Below are 15,892 nucleotides of genomic sequence, written 5' to 3'. Positions count from 1 at the left end.
ATAATATATGGAATCTTCTTTAGCAATTAACACGTTACTTTTTCTGGGTGTAGCCATTATTATGGTTCCGCTTGCCAGGAAATTTGGGTTAAGCTCCGTCATTGGATATATTGCAGGAGGAATCATTATTGGCCCTTACGTACTTAAGCTCACAGGCAAGAATGTCAATGATATCATGCATGCGAGTGAGTTTGGCGTAATCATGCTTTTATTTTTAGTAGGATTAGAACTGGAACCCAGGAAGTTCTGGGAAATGCGGAAAAAGATTATAGGATTGGGATTAACCCAAATGGTTCTCACCATCTCCCTGCTCATTCTGGTTTTCATCAGTGTTGGATGGAGAGCAGACCAGGCTACTGCTGTAGCAATGTGTTTCGCTTTGTCATCTACTGCTATTGTATTGCAGACCTTACAGGAAAAGAACAACCTCAAAACAACAGCAGGAGAAGCCTCTTTCTCCACTTTATTATTTCAGGATATTGCTGTAATTCCCATTCTGGCCATACTGCCTGTAATAGCACATTATAAACCAAGAAACCATAACAATGAAATACAGGTGATTATTCAGAAACTTCCTGAGTGGCTACAGGCTGCAACGGTACTTTTTGGAGTAGCAATCCTTATTCTGTTGGGAAGGTATGTATTTGTTCCTTTCTTAAGATATGTTTCGAAATCCGGAATGACCGAATTGTTAACAGCCTCTTCCCTATTTCTTGTTATCGGGGTTGCCGAACTTATGGTTGCCATTGGTCTGTCTCCGGCATTGGGTGCTTTCCTTGCAGGCGTCATGCTTGCAAACAGTGAATTCAGACATGAACTGGAAGCACAGATCGACCCTTTTAAAGGTTTATTGCTCGCGGTTTTCTTTGTCAGTGTAGGATCAACGATGAATTTCAATATCATCCAGGATGATCCTTTATTTATATTCACTACTGTTTTTGCAGTTTTGATCGTAAAGTTTATAGTTCTCTATGCTATCGGAAAATTCTTTAAAATAGACACTCCTCAAAGTCTGTTTTATGCGTTTGCCCTTTCTCAGGTCGGAGAGTTTGCTTTTGTCCTTATAAATTACGCATCTGATCTTTACCTACTCGGTCCTGAATTAAATGACCAACTTATGGCAGTAACAGCCATTACAATGTGTATTACTCCTTTTCTTCTGATTGTAAATGACAAATTTTTCACACCTAAATTTATCAAAGAAGAACCGGATACTGATCACGATTTTGATATTCTGGGGAGCGATGTTGCACAAAAGAAAATTATTATTGTTGGGTTCGGCCACTTTGGAAGTACGGTAGGACGGCTTTTAAAAGCCAATAAGATTTCAGCAACTGTTTTGGACAGAGATTCTGATCGGGTAAAATTGTTGCGTAGCTATGGCTTTAAGGTCTATTATGGTGATGCAACCCGTATTCCGATTTTACGTGCAGCAGGAATTGAAGATGCCGAGATACTGGTCCTTTGCCTTGATGATCCTAATGATAATATGTTTATTGCTGATCTTGTCCGGGAGCATTATCCCGATGTGAAAATTTTTGTAAGAGCTAAAAACAGAATTGATGCATACAGCTATCTCAATAAAGGTGTTGATAAAATTTACAGAGAAACATTGGGCACAGCTGTAGACATGGCTATAGACGTTCTTCATGAAACAGGCATGAGAAAATATGCTGCCAGACGTCTCGGACAGAGATTTATGGCCATAGATAAAGCATCTATAAGAAGGCTGGCAAAAATAAAAGAAGAAGATGAACTGCTTCTGTTTACGACAAAAGAACTCCTCCAAAGAGAGGAGGAGTTATTGGCATTTGATAATCTTAGTTTCGATAATAAAGATTGGGAAGGTGCCTCATCCGTTGAAGAAGAAGAAGAGGATTCTGAAGATTAATATCTAGTGTATATTAACGCTTCCTCCACTACTTTCTTCTTTATTTACAGAAGTTACATTTCCTTTTTTGTGAACATCGATACTTCCGCCTGAAGATGCATTAGCATCTATTTTGGATGTAGCGCTTATCTCTACGCTTGCTCCGCTGGAAGCTTCTGCTTTTACATTTTCTGCAAGAACCTGCTCTGCAGATACGCTGCTTCCTGAAGAGGATGTAATATTTGCATTTTTAGATTTCCCCGTTAATGAGATGCTTGCAGCTGAAGAAGCATCAATTTCTAAGTCAACAGCCCAGATTTTCCCTTCAAAACTACTGCTGCTACCCGCTGAAATTTCAAAATTATTCGCTTCCAGATCTCCGGTAACACTTCCCGCGCTGGAAATTTCTATATCCGTTTTCTCCTGGGTAAATTTATCTTTAACTGTGATTTTTCCGGCAGAATTTGCGTCAAGTTTGGTAAAATCCTTGGCATAAATTTTAGCGGTAACATTATTTTGATTCATCACTCTGATTCCCGGCTTATAATGGATATGAAGTTTCCCACCCGTATTATCTACAAGGATTTCATCAATAAGATTCTCTGGTGCAGAGATCACTACTCTTTCAGTTTCAGATTTTATAATCTCAGCATCAATAGCCTGAGAAACCTCAATTTCATCGAACTCGCCTTTAAATTCTTTCTCTCTGATAGGGCCGCTTCCTTTGTCCACTACCTTTGAAACCCAATCACTTTTTTCCTTGTTTTTCCTGTCATATTTTTCATTACATGCAGACACTGCTATTAAAGTTGAAAAAATAAAAAGAGTCGTCGTTTTCATATGTATTAATTTTTTAATTTAAGTTTTAGTATTCTTTTATATTAATAACAACTAAAGTATAAAAAATATTACAACTGTTTAGTTAATTACATTCCTAAAACTGACCAAAGGTAAAATCTTATATTTTTGATTTAAATTCTGCGACCATGTTATTTTCAGGAAAGACTTTACCGGAAAGCAGCTATTATAGTTTAGTTTTTAATATCTTTATGCTTCAATAATAAGTAATTTTATGAAAAATATTTCATCGGTATTATTAATTTCTGCCTTGGCATTTAACTACTCTTGTACTACAATGAAAAAAACCGATACTCAACAGGAAGTTCCTGTACCAGATTCTTCTCTTTCTTCAAATCCATTTATGAAAAAAAGTAAGCTTCAGTACGAGGCTCCGGAATTTGATAAGATTAAGAATGAAGATTTTAAACCTGCTTTTGATTTTGGATTAAAACAGCATGATGCTGAAATTGTTAAAATTGCAAACAATCCGGCAACACCTACTTTTGAAAATACAATTGTCGCTTTGGAGAAAAGCGGGGAAGTATTAAAAAGAGCCCTGATTGTATTTTCGAATTTAACAAGCGCAAATACGAATCCCACATTACAATCACTGGATGAAGAATACGCCCCGGTTTTTGCAGCGCACTCTGATAAAATGTATCTTAATGACAATCTTTACAAAAGAATACAATCTATTAAAGAAGATGGTTTAGATTCTGAAAGCAAGAGATTATTACAATATTATAAGCAGAATTTTGAGATCGCTGGTGCTAATCTTTCTGCGGCGGATAAAGAAAAATTGAAACAGATAAACCAGGAACTGGCTTCGCTTTCCACTCAATACTCCAATAAATTACTGGAAGCAAGAAAGCAGGGAGGTGTTTTCTTCTCGGACGCAAAGGAACTTGATGGCCTTTCTGCTGATGAAATTGAAGCAGCAGCAGCGGATGCAAAAACAGCAGGACAACCCGGCAAGTATTTATTAGCATTACAAAATACAACACAACAACCGCTATTACAGAATCTTAAAAACAGAGCTACCCGTGAAAAACTATTCAAGGCTTCATGGTTGAGAGCTGAAAAAGGAGATGCCAATGACACAAGGGAAACTATTGAAAAACTAGCTAAACTAAGACTTAAAAAAGCCCAGATCCTTGGTAAAAAAAGCTTTGCAGAATGGAAACTCCAGGATCAGATGGCTAAAACGCCGGAAGCAGCTACTAAACTGATGAATCAGATTGCAACTCCAGCAGTAGAAACTGCAAGACGTGAAGCAAAAGATATCCAGGACCTTATCGATCAGCAAAAAGGAGGCTTTAAAGTAGAGCCCTGGGATTGGAATTTCTATGCAGAACAGGTAAGAAAAGCAAAATTTGATCTGGATGAAAATCAAATCAAACCTTATTTTGAAGTAACCACAGTTTTAGAAAAAGGAGTTTTTTATGCTGCCGAAAAGTTCTATGGGCTTACGTTCAAAAAAAGAACTGACCTTCCAACCTATCATCCTGATGTGGTAACATATGAGGTTTTTGACCACGACGGAAAATCAATTGCTATTTATTATCTTGATTTTTACACAAGAGATTCTAAAAACGGAGGTGCATGGATGAGTAACTTTGTTGAACAATCTTACCTTTTAGGAACAAAACCTGTGATTGTAAATTGCTACAATTACCAGAAACCGGCACCCGGTAAACCTTCATTGATCAGTTATGATGATGTTTCTACCATGTTCCATGAATTCGGACATTCAATACACGGAATGTTTGCAAGCCAGAAATATCCTTCTCTTTCCGGAACTAATGTCCCTAGAGATTTTGTAGAATTTCCTTCACAGATTAATGAACATTGGGCTCTGGATCCTGTTATTCTGAAAAACTATGCCCTTCATTATGAAACTAAGCAACCTATCCCACAAGCATTGGTTGATAAGATCAAAAAAGCGGGAACTTTTAATCAGGGGTACATGACTACCGAATTGGTTTCGGCAGCAGAACTGGATATGGATTGGCACACAGTAACAAATGAAAGTCAGCTTATTCCTGTTCTGGAGTTTGAAAAACAATCCCTTGCCAAGCATGGATTTAATCTGGCTACTGTTCCACCGAGATATCACACTCCTTATTTTGCGCACATCTGGGGCGGTGGATATTCAGCGGGATATTATGCTTATTTATGGTCTGAAACATTAGATAATGATGCCTGGGAATGGATCAAAAATAATGGCGGCTTAACAAGAGAAAATGGAGACCGTTTCAGGAAATACATTCTTTCTGTAGGAAACTCTGTAGACCTGAACCAGGCATTCAGAGATTTTACAGGACATGATCCGGATATAAAACCTTTATTGAGAAACAGAGGGTTCATTAAATAATAATTGAAAAGCATTCATTAATTTGAATGCTTTTTATTTGTAAAATACATAATGTGAAATTTGTGGTATTATGATAAAAAATCATGATTTTTGTATTTTAAAAAATTGAAAAATGAATTGTCCATGTTGTTCGGGTAAATTATACGCTGAATGTTGCAAACCCCATCACACCGGAGAGAAGCATGCTCCAACTGCTGAAGCATTAATGCGCTCCAGATTTTCGGCTTTCGCAATCCCCAATGGTGAATATCTGATGGAAACTACTCTACCTGGAAAACGTAAATATCACAATAAAAAAGATCTGCAGGAGTGGGGAGAGATTAATGAATGGGTACAACTTGAAATTATCCGGACACCTGCTTTGAACCATGTGGAATTTAAAGCCCACTACATTGATCAGGATGGAAATCCACAAGTTCATCATGAATTTTCTGTTTTCCAGAAAATGCACAATCGATGGTACTATGTTTCCGGAGAATTTTTAGATTAAAAATACTTAGCTGAACTGATTATAAAAAAAATGTCCGAAAAATCGGACATTTTTATTTTTTAGTGAACATCTGTTCCGTCGATCCCATGAGAATGGCCATGTGATAACTCTTCTTCCGTAGCTGGACGTGTATTTAAAATTTCCACTTGAAAATCTAATACTTTTCCAGCCATAGGGTGGTTAAGATCTGCAATTACAACATCTGGAGTAACTTCTACGACCAATGCCTGAAAATTATTCCCTTGATTATCGGACAAAGGTAAAATAGCTCCTACAGGAGGTACACCGGATTCTTTAAACATGTCAATCGGTAATTGTGCAATGGCATCCGGTTGTCTTTCACCATAAGCTTCTTCAGGAAGAATAGTAAAGGATACTTTATCACCAGCTTTCAAACCAAGGATATTTTGTTCAAATTTTGGAATCATCATTCCTACACCGTGTAAAAATGTAAGTGGGTTTTCTGCTGTTGTTTCTTCTACAAGAATTTTACTTCCGTCTTCTTCGATAGTGTGAAGTATATAACTTACAGCTACAACATGATTGTTTTCGATTGTCATATTTTTATCTTTTTTTCGTGAGTCCTTTCACGATTAACAGCACAAATATACTACTTTTGATTTACAGAAAAAGTACTGAGAAAATCTTCAATCCATATTGAGTTTTTCTAGTTTTTATTCCTTGTCTGATCCCTTTTTTTCTGCCTCAATACAAAGAGATACAGACTTTCAACTTTAGCTCTTGCCCAGTCCGTTTTTCTTAAAAACTTCAGAGAAGAGCTGATACTCGGATTATCCGTAAAACATTTGAAGTTAATTTGTTCCCCAAGCTTCTCAAATCCGTTATAATATTCCACAAGTTCTTCCAGAATTGTATCCAGTCTTTTTCCGTGCAGCGGGTCTTTGGATTGTTCCATCTTTTTTTTTACAAAAGTACTAATAATACTGTGAGATTTTGAAAGAGGATTCCTGACCTACCTTTTATATGAATCATTAATTCGGGGATAAAATTTACAATAGAAATAATTTTGTAATCAGCCCCCTCTACTAAAAAAGTAAGATCAACCTGTTCAAATTATAGAATTCCCCTCTAAATTTCTCTTTCCCTTTTTTGTTTCTTACATTTGAGATATGAAAATTCTGCATACTGCCGACTGGCATTTAGGAAAACGTCTGGATCGGTTTTCACGTCTGGAAGAACAAGTTCAGGTAATGGATGAGATTGTTCAGATAGCTGATGCCCAAAAAGTAGATCTCATAATTGTTGCCGGAGATCTTTTTGACAATTTTAACCCAAGTGTTGAAGCAGTCGAGTTGTTTTACAAAACTTTAAAACGTTTATCATTAAATGGAAAGCGCCCGGTCGTTGCGATCTCTGGAAATCATGATTCTCCGAATTTAATTGATGCACCGGATCCACTTGCAAGAGAATGTGGAATTATTTTAATAGGTCATCCAAAGGCTAAAGTAACTCCCTTTGAATTAGAAAATTTTAAAATTTCAAATTCAGCTGAAGGATTGATTGAATTACACCTAAAGGAGATAAGCTTTCCTGTTCGGATCATGCATACTTCCTATGCCAATGAGATCCGGTTAAAAGAATATTTTGATGAAAATAAAGAGGAAGAACTTAATAAGATTTTAGCAGAAAGCTGGAAAAAGCTCGCAGAAGAATTTTGCGATGAGAATGGTGTTAATATTTTATGCGCTCATTTATACATGAATAAAAGAGGTGCAGAACTTCTGGAAGAGCCCGAAGGTGAGAAACCCATTAAAATTGGTACCGCGGACCTCATCTATTCAGATATTATTCCTGACCAGATTCAATATACGGCCTTAGGACATCTACACAGTTTTCAAAATATCGGAACAAAAGAAAAACCTGTTGTTTATTCGTCTTCACCTTTATGCTATAGTTTTAGTGAAGCAGGGCAAACAAAATATGTAAATATCATCGAAGCAGAACCGGGTAAAGAGGTTTCTTATGAAAGAATCGCTTTAAAAACCGGCAAGCCATTGGTAAGAAAGGTTTTTGATTCTGTCGAAAAGACGGTTTCATGGTTGCTTGAAAATCCCGATATGCTGATCGAATTAACCCTGGAAAGCGATACTTTTTTAAAGGCGGAGGACAGAAAACGTATTTACCAATCTCATCAAGGGATCATCCACTTAATCCCTAAAGTAAAAAATCAGGATTTTAGTGAAAACCAACCGCACGAAATTAATCTCAATCAGGATATACAAACTTTATTCAAAGATTATTTCAGGTCTAAAAATGCTGGCCAGGAAGCTAATGAAGAACTAATAAACCTGTTTAACGAAATCTTAAATTCCCAGTCATGATTCCCATTCAACTAACAATAGAAGGACTCTATTCCTATCAGGAGCGTCAGACCATTAATTTTTCCAACCTTACGGAAGCCGGATTATTTGGAATTTTTGGTTCGGTGGGTTCCGGAAAGTCATCGATACTGGAAGCTATTTCTTTTGCTCTGTATGGAGAAACAGAACGATTGAATATGCGGGATAAGCGAGCTTACAATATGATGAATCTCAAATCCAACAGTTCTTATATAGCATTCGATTTCGTCAACCATGAAAATAAGTTATTTCGTGCAACCAGGGATTTTAAAAGAAATTCAAAAAAATTTGAAGATGTAAAACCCTCTTCAGTTACTTTTTATGAAAACAAAGATGGAAAATGGATCCCGCTCGATCATTCTGATGCAGAAAAAGTTATCGGATTAAGCTATTCCAATTTTAAAAGAACCATCATTATCCCTCAGGGTCAGTTTAAAGAGTTCCTTGAATTAGGTGCTGCAGACAGAACCAATATGATGAAAGAGATTTTCAATCTTCAAAGGTTTGACCTGCAAAACAATGTTTCGAATTTAAATGCCAAAAACAGGTCCGAACTAGATCAGCTTCAGGGTGAATTGAAAGGATTTGAGGAAATTGATGAGGAACACATACGTTTACAAAAAGAAAATCTTAAAACAGAACAACAAAAATTCAGTGACGTAAAAAAAGAGCACCTGCAAGTTTCTGAAAAATATCAACAGCTAAAAATTTTAAAAACAGACTTCGAAAACTTACGTCAAAAAAAAGAAGAGTTTGAAAAGATTTCAACTGAGAAAGCAAAAATTGATGAGCTGGAAAAGAAAACAGATCTTTATGATACAACCTTTCGTATTTTCGACCCTTTATTGAATGAAAAGAAGAAGCTTTCCGGTGAAATTTCTGAGAGACAAAAGGAGTTGGAAATCCGGACAAAGTCTGTTGAAGAAACGGAAAAAAGCTTTAACCTTATCAAAGAAAAGCTTGTTGGCCTTCAACCTCAATTTGATGCTTTAGATCAATCAAAAATCCAGGAAAATGATCTTGGCCTGATCTTACAGATGCTACAATTTTCCGAAGAAATTAAGACACTTCGGGAAAGAACGCAAAAGGGTGCTGAAAAAGTTCTCGAAGTTGAGGAGAAACAAAAGCTTGGACAGTCAGCAATAAATACCCTTACTAAAGAAGCTGAGAGGCTGAAGCCTCAAAAGATCGAGGCTAATGTATTAGTCAGCGTCGGAAATTGGTTTGTCCAGAACAGAAACCTGAGAGAGCTGCAACAGAAACAAAGCCAAAAACTGATGGATCAACAGGATTTGATCTCTAAGATCCTTAATGATCTGAAAGTTTACAAAATTGATACTGAAAATTTCAGAGAAGATTTCAAACTCAAAACAGAAAATTTAGAAAATAAAAGGAAAAATCTGCAGCAAAAACTGGATCACCTGAAGATTCAGAAAGAATTATCCCGTTTTGCAACAAAGCTCCATTATGGGGAGAACTGCCCTCTTTGTGGCTCTCTGGAACATCCTCATATTATCGAATTTCATTATGTAGATACTGAGCTTAATGAAGTTCAGGAAGAAATTCAATTAAATGATCATGCTATTTCCAAAATCCAAAAAGAAATAGCAGAAATTGAAAAGATTCTGGATAGAAAAAAGATCTTTGAAGATCAGCTGAAGGCGGAACAGGAATCTTTCGATCTGCTTCAAAAGGAAAGTCAACTCCATGTTCAAAGATTCATATGGAACGAATTTAGTGCTGATCGTGAAACTGATTTCGAATTTAAACGGCAACAATCCTTTGCCATAGAAAAGCAAATTGAAGAAATTAACCAGAAGATCTTACACGAAAGGACAACCTTTGAAAAAGAGCAGGAAATCCTTGAAAAATATAAAAAAGCTTTAGATGAATTCAAACTAGAAGAGGCGAAGAAGGAAGAGCAGATCAGAACGAACCAATCCAATCTGAAGAGCCTGGACTGGAATGACTATCGGGATAAATCTCATCCAGAAGTTATGAAGCTTCACCAAAAATTAATTGAATCCAATCTGACAGTTGAAAAAGAATATCAAGCCTTAATCAACCGGGAAAAAGAAATCGTCCCCAAACTCGCGGAAGAAAAAGCGATTGCGAGCCAATTAAACATCCGAATTTCTGAATTAACAAAAGAAACATTCTTAAATGAAGAGGCATTACAAGTTGCCTTACAGCAACAAGGCTTTGGTTTGCTTACCGACGTCCAAAATATTTTGATGATCGAAATTGATGTTCATAAAACAAGGACTCAAATCCAGCAATTCCGTATTCAGTTTGAAACATTAAAAAACGGTATACAAGAGCTGGAGATCAAGCTGAAGGATTTTTCTTATGATCAGGAGGTATTTGAAGCTGCCGAGAAACAATTGAAAGACATTGAACTGCAATTAAAGGAAGCTAATGATTCTGTTGTAAAAGTAACTTCCGAAATTGAAAGACTGGAAAAAGAATATAAGAAAAAGGAGGCATTACTTAAAAACCTGAGTGAACTCCAAAAGCGGTCCGATAATCTAAAAATAATGACCAATCTGTTTAAAGGAGCCGGATTTGTTCAATATGTTTCCTCCATCTATCTTAGACAGCTTTGTGATCATGCCAATGTAAGGTTCCACAGAATGACCAGAAATCAACTAAGCTTGCAGCTTAATGACAACAATGATTTTGAAATTATTGATTATTTAAACGAGGGTAAATCGAGAAGTGTAAAAACTTTATCCGGCGGACAGGCGTTTCAGGTATCTCTGAGCCTGGCACTGGCATTGGCGGAAAGTGTACAGGCTACTACAAAAGCTGATAAAAATTTCTTTTTTATAGATGAAGGTTTTGGAACCCAGGATCTGGAATCTGTAAATATTGTTTTTGAAACACTGATGGGACTGCAAAAGGAAAACAGGATTGTTGGAATTATATCGCATGTTGAAGAGCTTAAAGAAAAAATTCCGGTATCACTTAGTATTGTTAAAGACGAGGAACGTGGAAGTTTGATAGAAATGCTTTAAAATATAGGTTTATTGAGTCCTTTTGCAGTACATTTGACTTTTGAAATATTATGGAGAAACTTCCCGTGACTTTTTATCCCAGCAAGCTTAAGCAAAGTATACTTTTGATCATTAGTTTACTGTTTGTAATTATGGGCTTTTATATTGTTACCACCAATCTTTGGATTGGGCTTGCTAATATTATCTTTTTCGGGCTTTGTGTAATTGTGAATGTCATCATGCTTATTCCTAATTCTTCTTATTTAAGGGTTGACCGAAAGGGATTTGAGATGAGATCATTATTCAGGTCGACTTTCATCCCCTGGCATGTTATTAATGGCTTTTCTACTAAAAGAATATTTATTAACAATATGGTAATGATTGATTTTGATTCTGAGTACATAGATATTTCCAAACTAAAATCGAGGACAGGAGCTTTTCCGGATACTTACGGAATGTCTGCCGGAAAGCTGGCAGAAATTATGAATGACTACAAAATAAATTCCGTGAATTCCTAGACTAAAAAATAAAAACTCCATTGAAAATTCAATGGAGTTTCTTTTTATAATAGCTTGACCTTCGGAAGCACTTCCTTACCAAACAATTCTATTGATTTCATCATCACGTTATGCTCCGGATCCCCAACATCCATATGTCCCACAAATCTGGTGATACCAAAAATCTCCTTCATATAAGCAATCTTGTCATACACCTCATCCGAGCTTCCAATAAATAAAGCTCCTTCTTTGCTTCTCCCACCATCATATTGTGCTTTGGTATAGGGAGCCCATCCTCTCGATGCCCCTATTCTGTCCATCTGCGATTTGTAAGTATGAAAATAGCCATCAATAACCTTTTGGTCATCGCTCACAAAAGTATGAGAGTGAATAGCAATCTGCATCTGGGAAACATCATGTCCTGCTTTTTGATATTCCTGCTTGTAAAATTCCACGAGATTTTTAAACTGTATCGGCATTCCTCCAATAATAGCTACAATCAATGGCATTCCTAATTTTGCTGCGCTTAGAACCGATTGCGGAGTTCCTCCCACGGCTCTCCATATAGGAAGTTTTCCTCCATTCTTTGCCCTTGGATATACAGTCTGATTGTGCATAGGTGCACGAAGTTCTCCAGACCACGTAACATTCTCTTCAGAATTGATTTTTAATAACAATTCCAATTTCTCATCGAAAAGTTGATCATAGTCATTAAGAGAATATCCATAAAGAGGAAAAGATTCTATAAAACTTCCTCTTCCGACAAATATTTCAGCCCTACCGTCAGAGATCAGATCCAATGTTGAAAAATCTTCATACACTTTTACAGGTTCTGATGAACTTAAAACAGTAACACCACTAGCCAATTTAATATTTTTTGTAATACTTGCCGCTGCTGCCAGAACCATTTCCGGAGATGATACTGCATAGTCCGGGCGGTGATGCTCTCCCATGGCAAAAACATCAATTCCTACCTCATCCATTAGTTTTACCTGTTCAAGAATTTCTCTGATCTTTACTCCTGCATCTTTATATTTTCCCGTTGTCTGGTCAAAAGCTAAGTCGCCAAACATTCCAATTCCTAATTCCATATTGTATTTTTTTATTTACATCAAAATTACAGGAATCAAAAATCAAAAACATTGATCAATGGTAAGATCGAAAAGCAGAGAAAAAAATTAAACTGATTTTTTAAGTTTCAGAAACTGCTTTTCAAAAAGATGATAAGAGAGATAGGCCAGAAATATGGTGAAAAGAAGTGCCGATATTATTACTGTATAATTACTTAGATCATATCTTTTCCCGATTCTATCGAATAAGACCAGGCAGATTGTATGTATAAGATAAAGACCATACGTATACTTTCCAAGCTTTCCAAAAATAGAACGGTCGGAGATTTTAAATACATTCCGGTCTCCTAATGTAAATAAAATGAGTACAGAGAATAATATCCCAAAAATGATAATTCCTATCTGAATATGTTTAAAGAAAATAATATCGGGAAGCAGTGCTATGGCAAGAATAACTATAAAAAAATAAAGATATTTATATATTGAAGGAATCATGCTCAATTTTCTAATGATATCCTTTTTAAAAACAAACAGATAGGCAGGAATAGCACCAAAAGCAAAATAACTGATGTTGGTAAATATATCCAGTGAACTGATACCTAATATGTGATAAATAATCCTTGATACAAAAGAAATGAAGATGCAAACTACAATAAGCTTCGGAATATTTTTTAAAGAAATAAAATACATAATGCATCCCCAAATGATATAAAAATGCTCTTCTACACAAAGAGACCAGATCACCGGCAACGGAGAAACATTGGCAAGCATCCCCGTAGACATCATTTTGTAATTTTCAATAAATGTAATAGTAAGGAGCCAATTGGGTTCATATCCCTTATTTGAAAAAGGCAGGTGAAAAAAATTAATGATATATGGTGTACAAAAAGCAAATATGATCATTGCATAATATAATGGCCATATCCTTAAGATTCTTCTTTTAAAAAATTTTTTAAGTGGAATTGTCTGATTATTTAATTTTTCAAGTATCAAAATGTACGTAATCAGAAAACCACTTAATACAAAGAAAAAAGAAACTCCTACTTCTCCTCTCGAAAAATAACGTAAAATACTACCCTCCGGAACAGGAGCATGCTGTATAAAGACCAGCAAAAAAGATAGAAACCTTAGTGAATCGAAAGTATGAAAATGAATCCTCTTACCTTTTTCAAAGTTCATTCTACTGTAATAAGTGGTTTTTAGTATGTTAATTTGATTACTTTTTCAGGTTCTGATCAAAATAATCGGTAATCTTTTGCATCAAATGTACCCTGTCTTTTCCTATTACATTATGAGGATGCCCAGGATATACAAAGTAATCAAGCTGAACCCCGTTATCTACCGCAGATTTAATAAATTTAATAGAATGCTGCCAAACTACCACATCATCTTGTGCTCCATGGATCATAAGAAGTTTACCTTTCAGATTCTGGACTTTGTCCAAGAGGTTTGCTTTTGCATATCCATCCGGATTTTCCTGCGGAGTATCCATGTATCTTTCACCATACATAATTTCATACATCTTCCAATCGATAACAGGTCCACCTGCAACTCCTACTTTGAATACGTCAGGCTGACGAAGCATAAAGCTTGTAGTCATAAATCCACCAAAACTCCATCCATGTATCCCCATTCTTTCCGTATCTACATAAGGTAGCGACTTCAGATAATTAACTCCTTTCATCTGATCATTCATTTCAGTAGTTCCCAGATTTCTGAACACAGCCTGCTCAAATTTTAATCCCCGGTTTGAAGATCCCCTTCCATCCATAGTAAAAATAATATATCCGTTTTGTGCCATATATTCATACCAAAGATTTCCTGAAGCCGGGAAAGAATTAGTAATCAGCTGTAGGTGTGGACCATTATATAAATAAACAATCACCGGATATTTTTTATTAGGATCAAAGTTCGTCGGAAGAATAATCTTTCCGTATAAAGGAGTTCCGTCATCCGCTTTCAAATTCACATTTTTGATTTCAGGGCGCTGATAGTTTTTTAATGTATTTTCAGAGGTGAAAACATTATTGTATTTTAAAGTGGCTGTATTAATAATATTACCTACTCTGGGTGTATTGGCATTGGTATAGACATCAAATAAATAGTTTCCATCACTGCTCAGGACTCCTGTATGCATTCCTTCCGCATCATCCAGTCTCTGCATTTTAAAGTTTGTCCAGTTGATCTTATACAAATGTCTTTCAAGAGGGGTTTCTTTTGTTGAAACAAAAAATATTTCCTTTTTCTTTTCATTAAAGCCCAATATATCCGTAACCAACCAATCTCCTTTTGTGATCTGGGCGATCAACCCTTTTTCCAAGTTGAAATGAAATAAATGATTGTATCCTGTTCGTTGACTTTGCCAGATAAAGTCAGTGTTGGATTTAGGAAAAAACACAAGCGGATGCTGAGGTTCCACATATTTATCATTTGTTTCTTCAAATAATGTTTTTACAAGATTTCCGCTTTCGGCATCATACTGATTCATTTTCATATGATTCTGTCCCCGGTTCAGCACAGCCACAAAAATATATTTAGAATCCGGACTCCAGGTAACCGCTGTTAAGTACTGATCTTTTTCTCCGTCAATTTTTAAAAAAGTTGTAGACTGATTTTTGATATTATAAACACCAAGACTTACCTGATGAGAGGTATTCCCAGCCATAGGATATTTTATATTATGATTCACCGCAGGAGTTACAGACCAATCGATAACGGGATAATCTGCAACCATGGTCTGATCCATTCTGTAAAAAGCTACAGATTCTGAATTAGGGGCTGGAAAAATTCCTGTATCAATACCAAATTCATTTCTGTGAACGGCCTGACCGTTAATTATATTTTCATCAGCATCATTGGTTACGGCAACAGATTTTCCGTTTCTGTTAATATAAAGATTATTCTTTACGGTGTAAGCCGCGGTCTGATTATCCCCAAAAACCTTTACATTGGCAGCATTTTCATTCAATGCCGAAGTCTTTTTTACCTTCCAGTCGTTTCCGGATTTTTCCACCCAGAACATTTGGTCATTGGCATTAAAATATGCATTGGTATTATTGATAAACTTAATCTGTGGAACCGCGTTCAGCTTATTTGAAGAGAATTGTTTGTTTAGCTGATTCAATGAAATAAGGGTATCCTGCTTATTGTTTTTTAAATCTGTAATTAAATACCCACCTTTTACAGCCTGAATATACGATTTGCCATCTTCAGACCATGAAAATTGAGAAATATTTTTAACTGCCAGATTTGTTCTTAGCCCATTTACAGCCTCCGCCATTGTAAATTTTTGGGTCTGAGCATATAAAGAACCGCCCAAAACCACCATCAGTAAAGTAAACTTATGTAATTTCATTATATAAAATTGAATCCATCAAAAATAAGAAATAAAAGTC

Annotated in this window: 12 protein-coding genes; 6 read left to right on the top strand and 6 right to left on the bottom strand. The window is 36.0% G+C overall.

Annotation, left to right across the window (positions count from 1 at the left end; translation table 11 throughout):
- Positions 1–7: 7 nt before the first annotated feature.
- Positions 8–1,891, top strand: coding sequence for a monovalent cation:proton antiporter-2 (CPA2) family protein (locus PFY10_16760; GenBank protein WBV55864.1), 1,884 nt, complete (start codon positions 8–10; stop codon positions 1,889–1,891).
- A 3-nt stretch (positions 1,892–1,894) separates the two neighbouring features.
- Here PFY10_16760 and PFY10_16755 read toward each other — a convergent pair whose 3' ends face one another.
- Positions 1,895–2,710 (bottom strand): DUF2807 domain-containing protein, encoded by an 816-nt coding sequence (locus PFY10_16755; GenBank protein WBV55863.1) that lies wholly within the window; start codon positions 2,708–2,710, stop codon positions 1,895–1,897.
- 232 nt (positions 2,711–2,942) lie between these two features.
- Here PFY10_16755 and PFY10_16750 point away from each other — a divergent pair, with 232 nt between their 5' ends.
- Positions 2,943–5,084, top strand: coding sequence for a M3 family metallopeptidase (locus PFY10_16750; protein ID WBV55862.1), 2,142 nt, complete (start codon positions 2,943–2,945; stop codon positions 5,082–5,084).
- 112 nt (positions 5,085–5,196) lie between these two features.
- Positions 5,197–5,574: a YchJ family protein gene (locus tag PFY10_16745; protein WBV55861.1), complete on the top strand. Its 378-nt coding sequence runs from the start codon at positions 5,197–5,199 to the stop codon at positions 5,572–5,574.
- Between the two features lie 59 nt (positions 5,575–5,633).
- Here PFY10_16745 and PFY10_16740 read toward each other — a convergent pair whose 3' ends face one another.
- Both PFY10_16740 and PFY10_16735 read right to left on the bottom strand, forming a co-directional pair.
- Positions 5,634–6,134: a peptidylprolyl isomerase gene (locus PFY10_16740; GenBank protein ID WBV55860.1), complete on the bottom strand. Its 501-nt coding sequence runs from the start codon at positions 6,132–6,134 to the stop codon at positions 5,634–5,636.
- Positions 6,135–6,241: 107 nt separating this feature from the next.
- A complete protein-coding gene (locus PFY10_16735; GenBank protein WBV55859.1) occupies positions 6,242–6,490 on the bottom strand; it encodes a VF530 family protein in 249 nt (82 codons plus the stop codon).
- A 214-nt stretch (positions 6,491–6,704) separates the two neighbouring features.
- Here PFY10_16735 and sbcD point away from each other — a divergent pair, with 214 nt between their 5' ends.
- From sbcD to PFY10_16720, 3 genes are read left to right on the top strand one after another with little or no spacing between them, the layout of a single operon-like run.
- The gene (gene sbcD / locus PFY10_16730) at positions 6,705–7,916 is read left to right on the top strand and encodes an exonuclease subunit SbcD (GenBank protein WBV55858.1); all 1,212 of its coding nucleotides are present in this window, start codon (positions 6,705–6,707) and stop codon (positions 7,914–7,916) included.
- The gene (locus tag PFY10_16725) at positions 7,913–10,951 is read left to right on the top strand and encodes an SMC family ATPase (GenBank protein WBV55857.1); all 3,039 of its coding nucleotides are present in this window, start codon (positions 7,913–7,915) and stop codon (positions 10,949–10,951) included. Before sbcD ends, PFY10_16725 begins: the two co-directional genes overlap by 4 nt.
- 50 nt (positions 10,952–11,001) lie before the next feature.
- Positions 11,002–11,448 (top strand): hypothetical protein, encoded by a 447-nt coding sequence (locus PFY10_16720; protein ID WBV55856.1) that lies wholly within the window; start codon positions 11,002–11,004, stop codon positions 11,446–11,448.
- A 44-nt stretch (positions 11,449–11,492) separates the two neighbouring features.
- On the opposite strand, the gene PFY10_16715 is transcribed toward PFY10_16720, so the two are convergent.
- From PFY10_16715 to PFY10_16705, 3 genes are all read right to left on the bottom strand, one after another.
- Positions 11,493–12,518, bottom strand: coding sequence for an LLM class flavin-dependent oxidoreductase (locus tag PFY10_16715; protein ID WBV55855.1), 1,026 nt, complete (start codon positions 12,516–12,518; stop codon positions 11,493–11,495).
- Between the two features lie 87 nt (positions 12,519–12,605).
- Positions 12,606–13,676 carry an acyltransferase gene (locus PFY10_16710; GenBank protein WBV55854.1) on the bottom strand — a complete coding sequence of 357 codons (1,071 nt, stop codon included), beginning with the start codon at positions 13,674–13,676 and terminating at the stop codon, positions 12,606–12,608.
- A 37-nt stretch (positions 13,677–13,713) separates the two neighbouring features.
- On the bottom strand, positions 13,714–15,852 hold the full coding sequence (locus PFY10_16705; GenBank protein WBV55853.1) for a DPP IV N-terminal domain-containing protein: 2,139 nt from the start codon (positions 15,850–15,852) through the stop codon (positions 13,714–13,716).
- Between the last annotated feature and the right edge of the window lie 40 nt (positions 15,853–15,892).

The organism is Chryseobacterium daecheongense, assembly GCA_027920525.1.
Taxonomy (GTDB): Bacteria; Bacteroidota; Bacteroidia; order Flavobacteriales; family Weeksellaceae; genus Chryseobacterium; species Chryseobacterium proteolyticum.
This window is presented reverse-complemented; position numbering and strand designations above follow the sequence as displayed.

Bases quoted from the DNA above. Each gene is read 5' to 3' on its own strand.
- PFY10_16760 (WBV55864.1), top strand. From the start codon at position 8: ATGGAATCTTCTTTAGCAATTAACACGTTACTTTTTCTGGGTGTAGCC.
- PFY10_16755 (WBV55863.1), bottom strand. From the start codon at position 2,710: ATGAAAACGACGACTCTTTTTATTTTTTCAACTTTAATAGCAGTGTCT.
- PFY10_16750 (WBV55862.1), top strand. From the start codon at position 2,943: ATGAAAAATATTTCATCGGTATTATTAATTTCTGCCTTGGCATTTAAC.
- PFY10_16745 (WBV55861.1), top strand. From the start codon at position 5,197: ATGAATTGTCCATGTTGTTCGGGTAAATTATACGCTGAATGTTGCAAA.
- PFY10_16740 (WBV55860.1), bottom strand. From the start codon at position 6,134: ATGACAATCGAAAACAATCATGTTGTAGCTGTAAGTTATATACTTCAC.
- PFY10_16735 (WBV55859.1), bottom strand. From the start codon at position 6,490: ATGGAACAATCCAAAGACCCGCTGCACGGAAAAAGACTGGATACAATT.
- sbcD (WBV55858.1), top strand. From the start codon at position 6,705: ATGAAAATTCTGCATACTGCCGACTGGCATTTAGGAAAACGTCTGGAT.
- PFY10_16725 (WBV55857.1), top strand. From the start codon at position 7,913: ATGATTCCCATTCAACTAACAATAGAAGGACTCTATTCCTATCAGGAG.
- PFY10_16720 (WBV55856.1), top strand. From the start codon at position 11,002: ATGGAGAAACTTCCCGTGACTTTTTATCCCAGCAAGCTTAAGCAAAGT.
- PFY10_16715 (WBV55855.1), bottom strand. From the start codon at position 12,518: ATGGAATTAGGAATTGGAATGTTTGGCGACTTAGCTTTTGACCAGACA.
- PFY10_16710 (WBV55854.1), bottom strand. From the start codon at position 13,676: ATGAACTTTGAAAAAGGTAAGAGGATTCATTTTCATACTTTCGATTCA.
- PFY10_16705 (WBV55853.1), bottom strand. From the start codon at position 15,852: ATGAAATTACATAAGTTTACTTTACTGATGGTGGTTTTGGGCGGTTCT.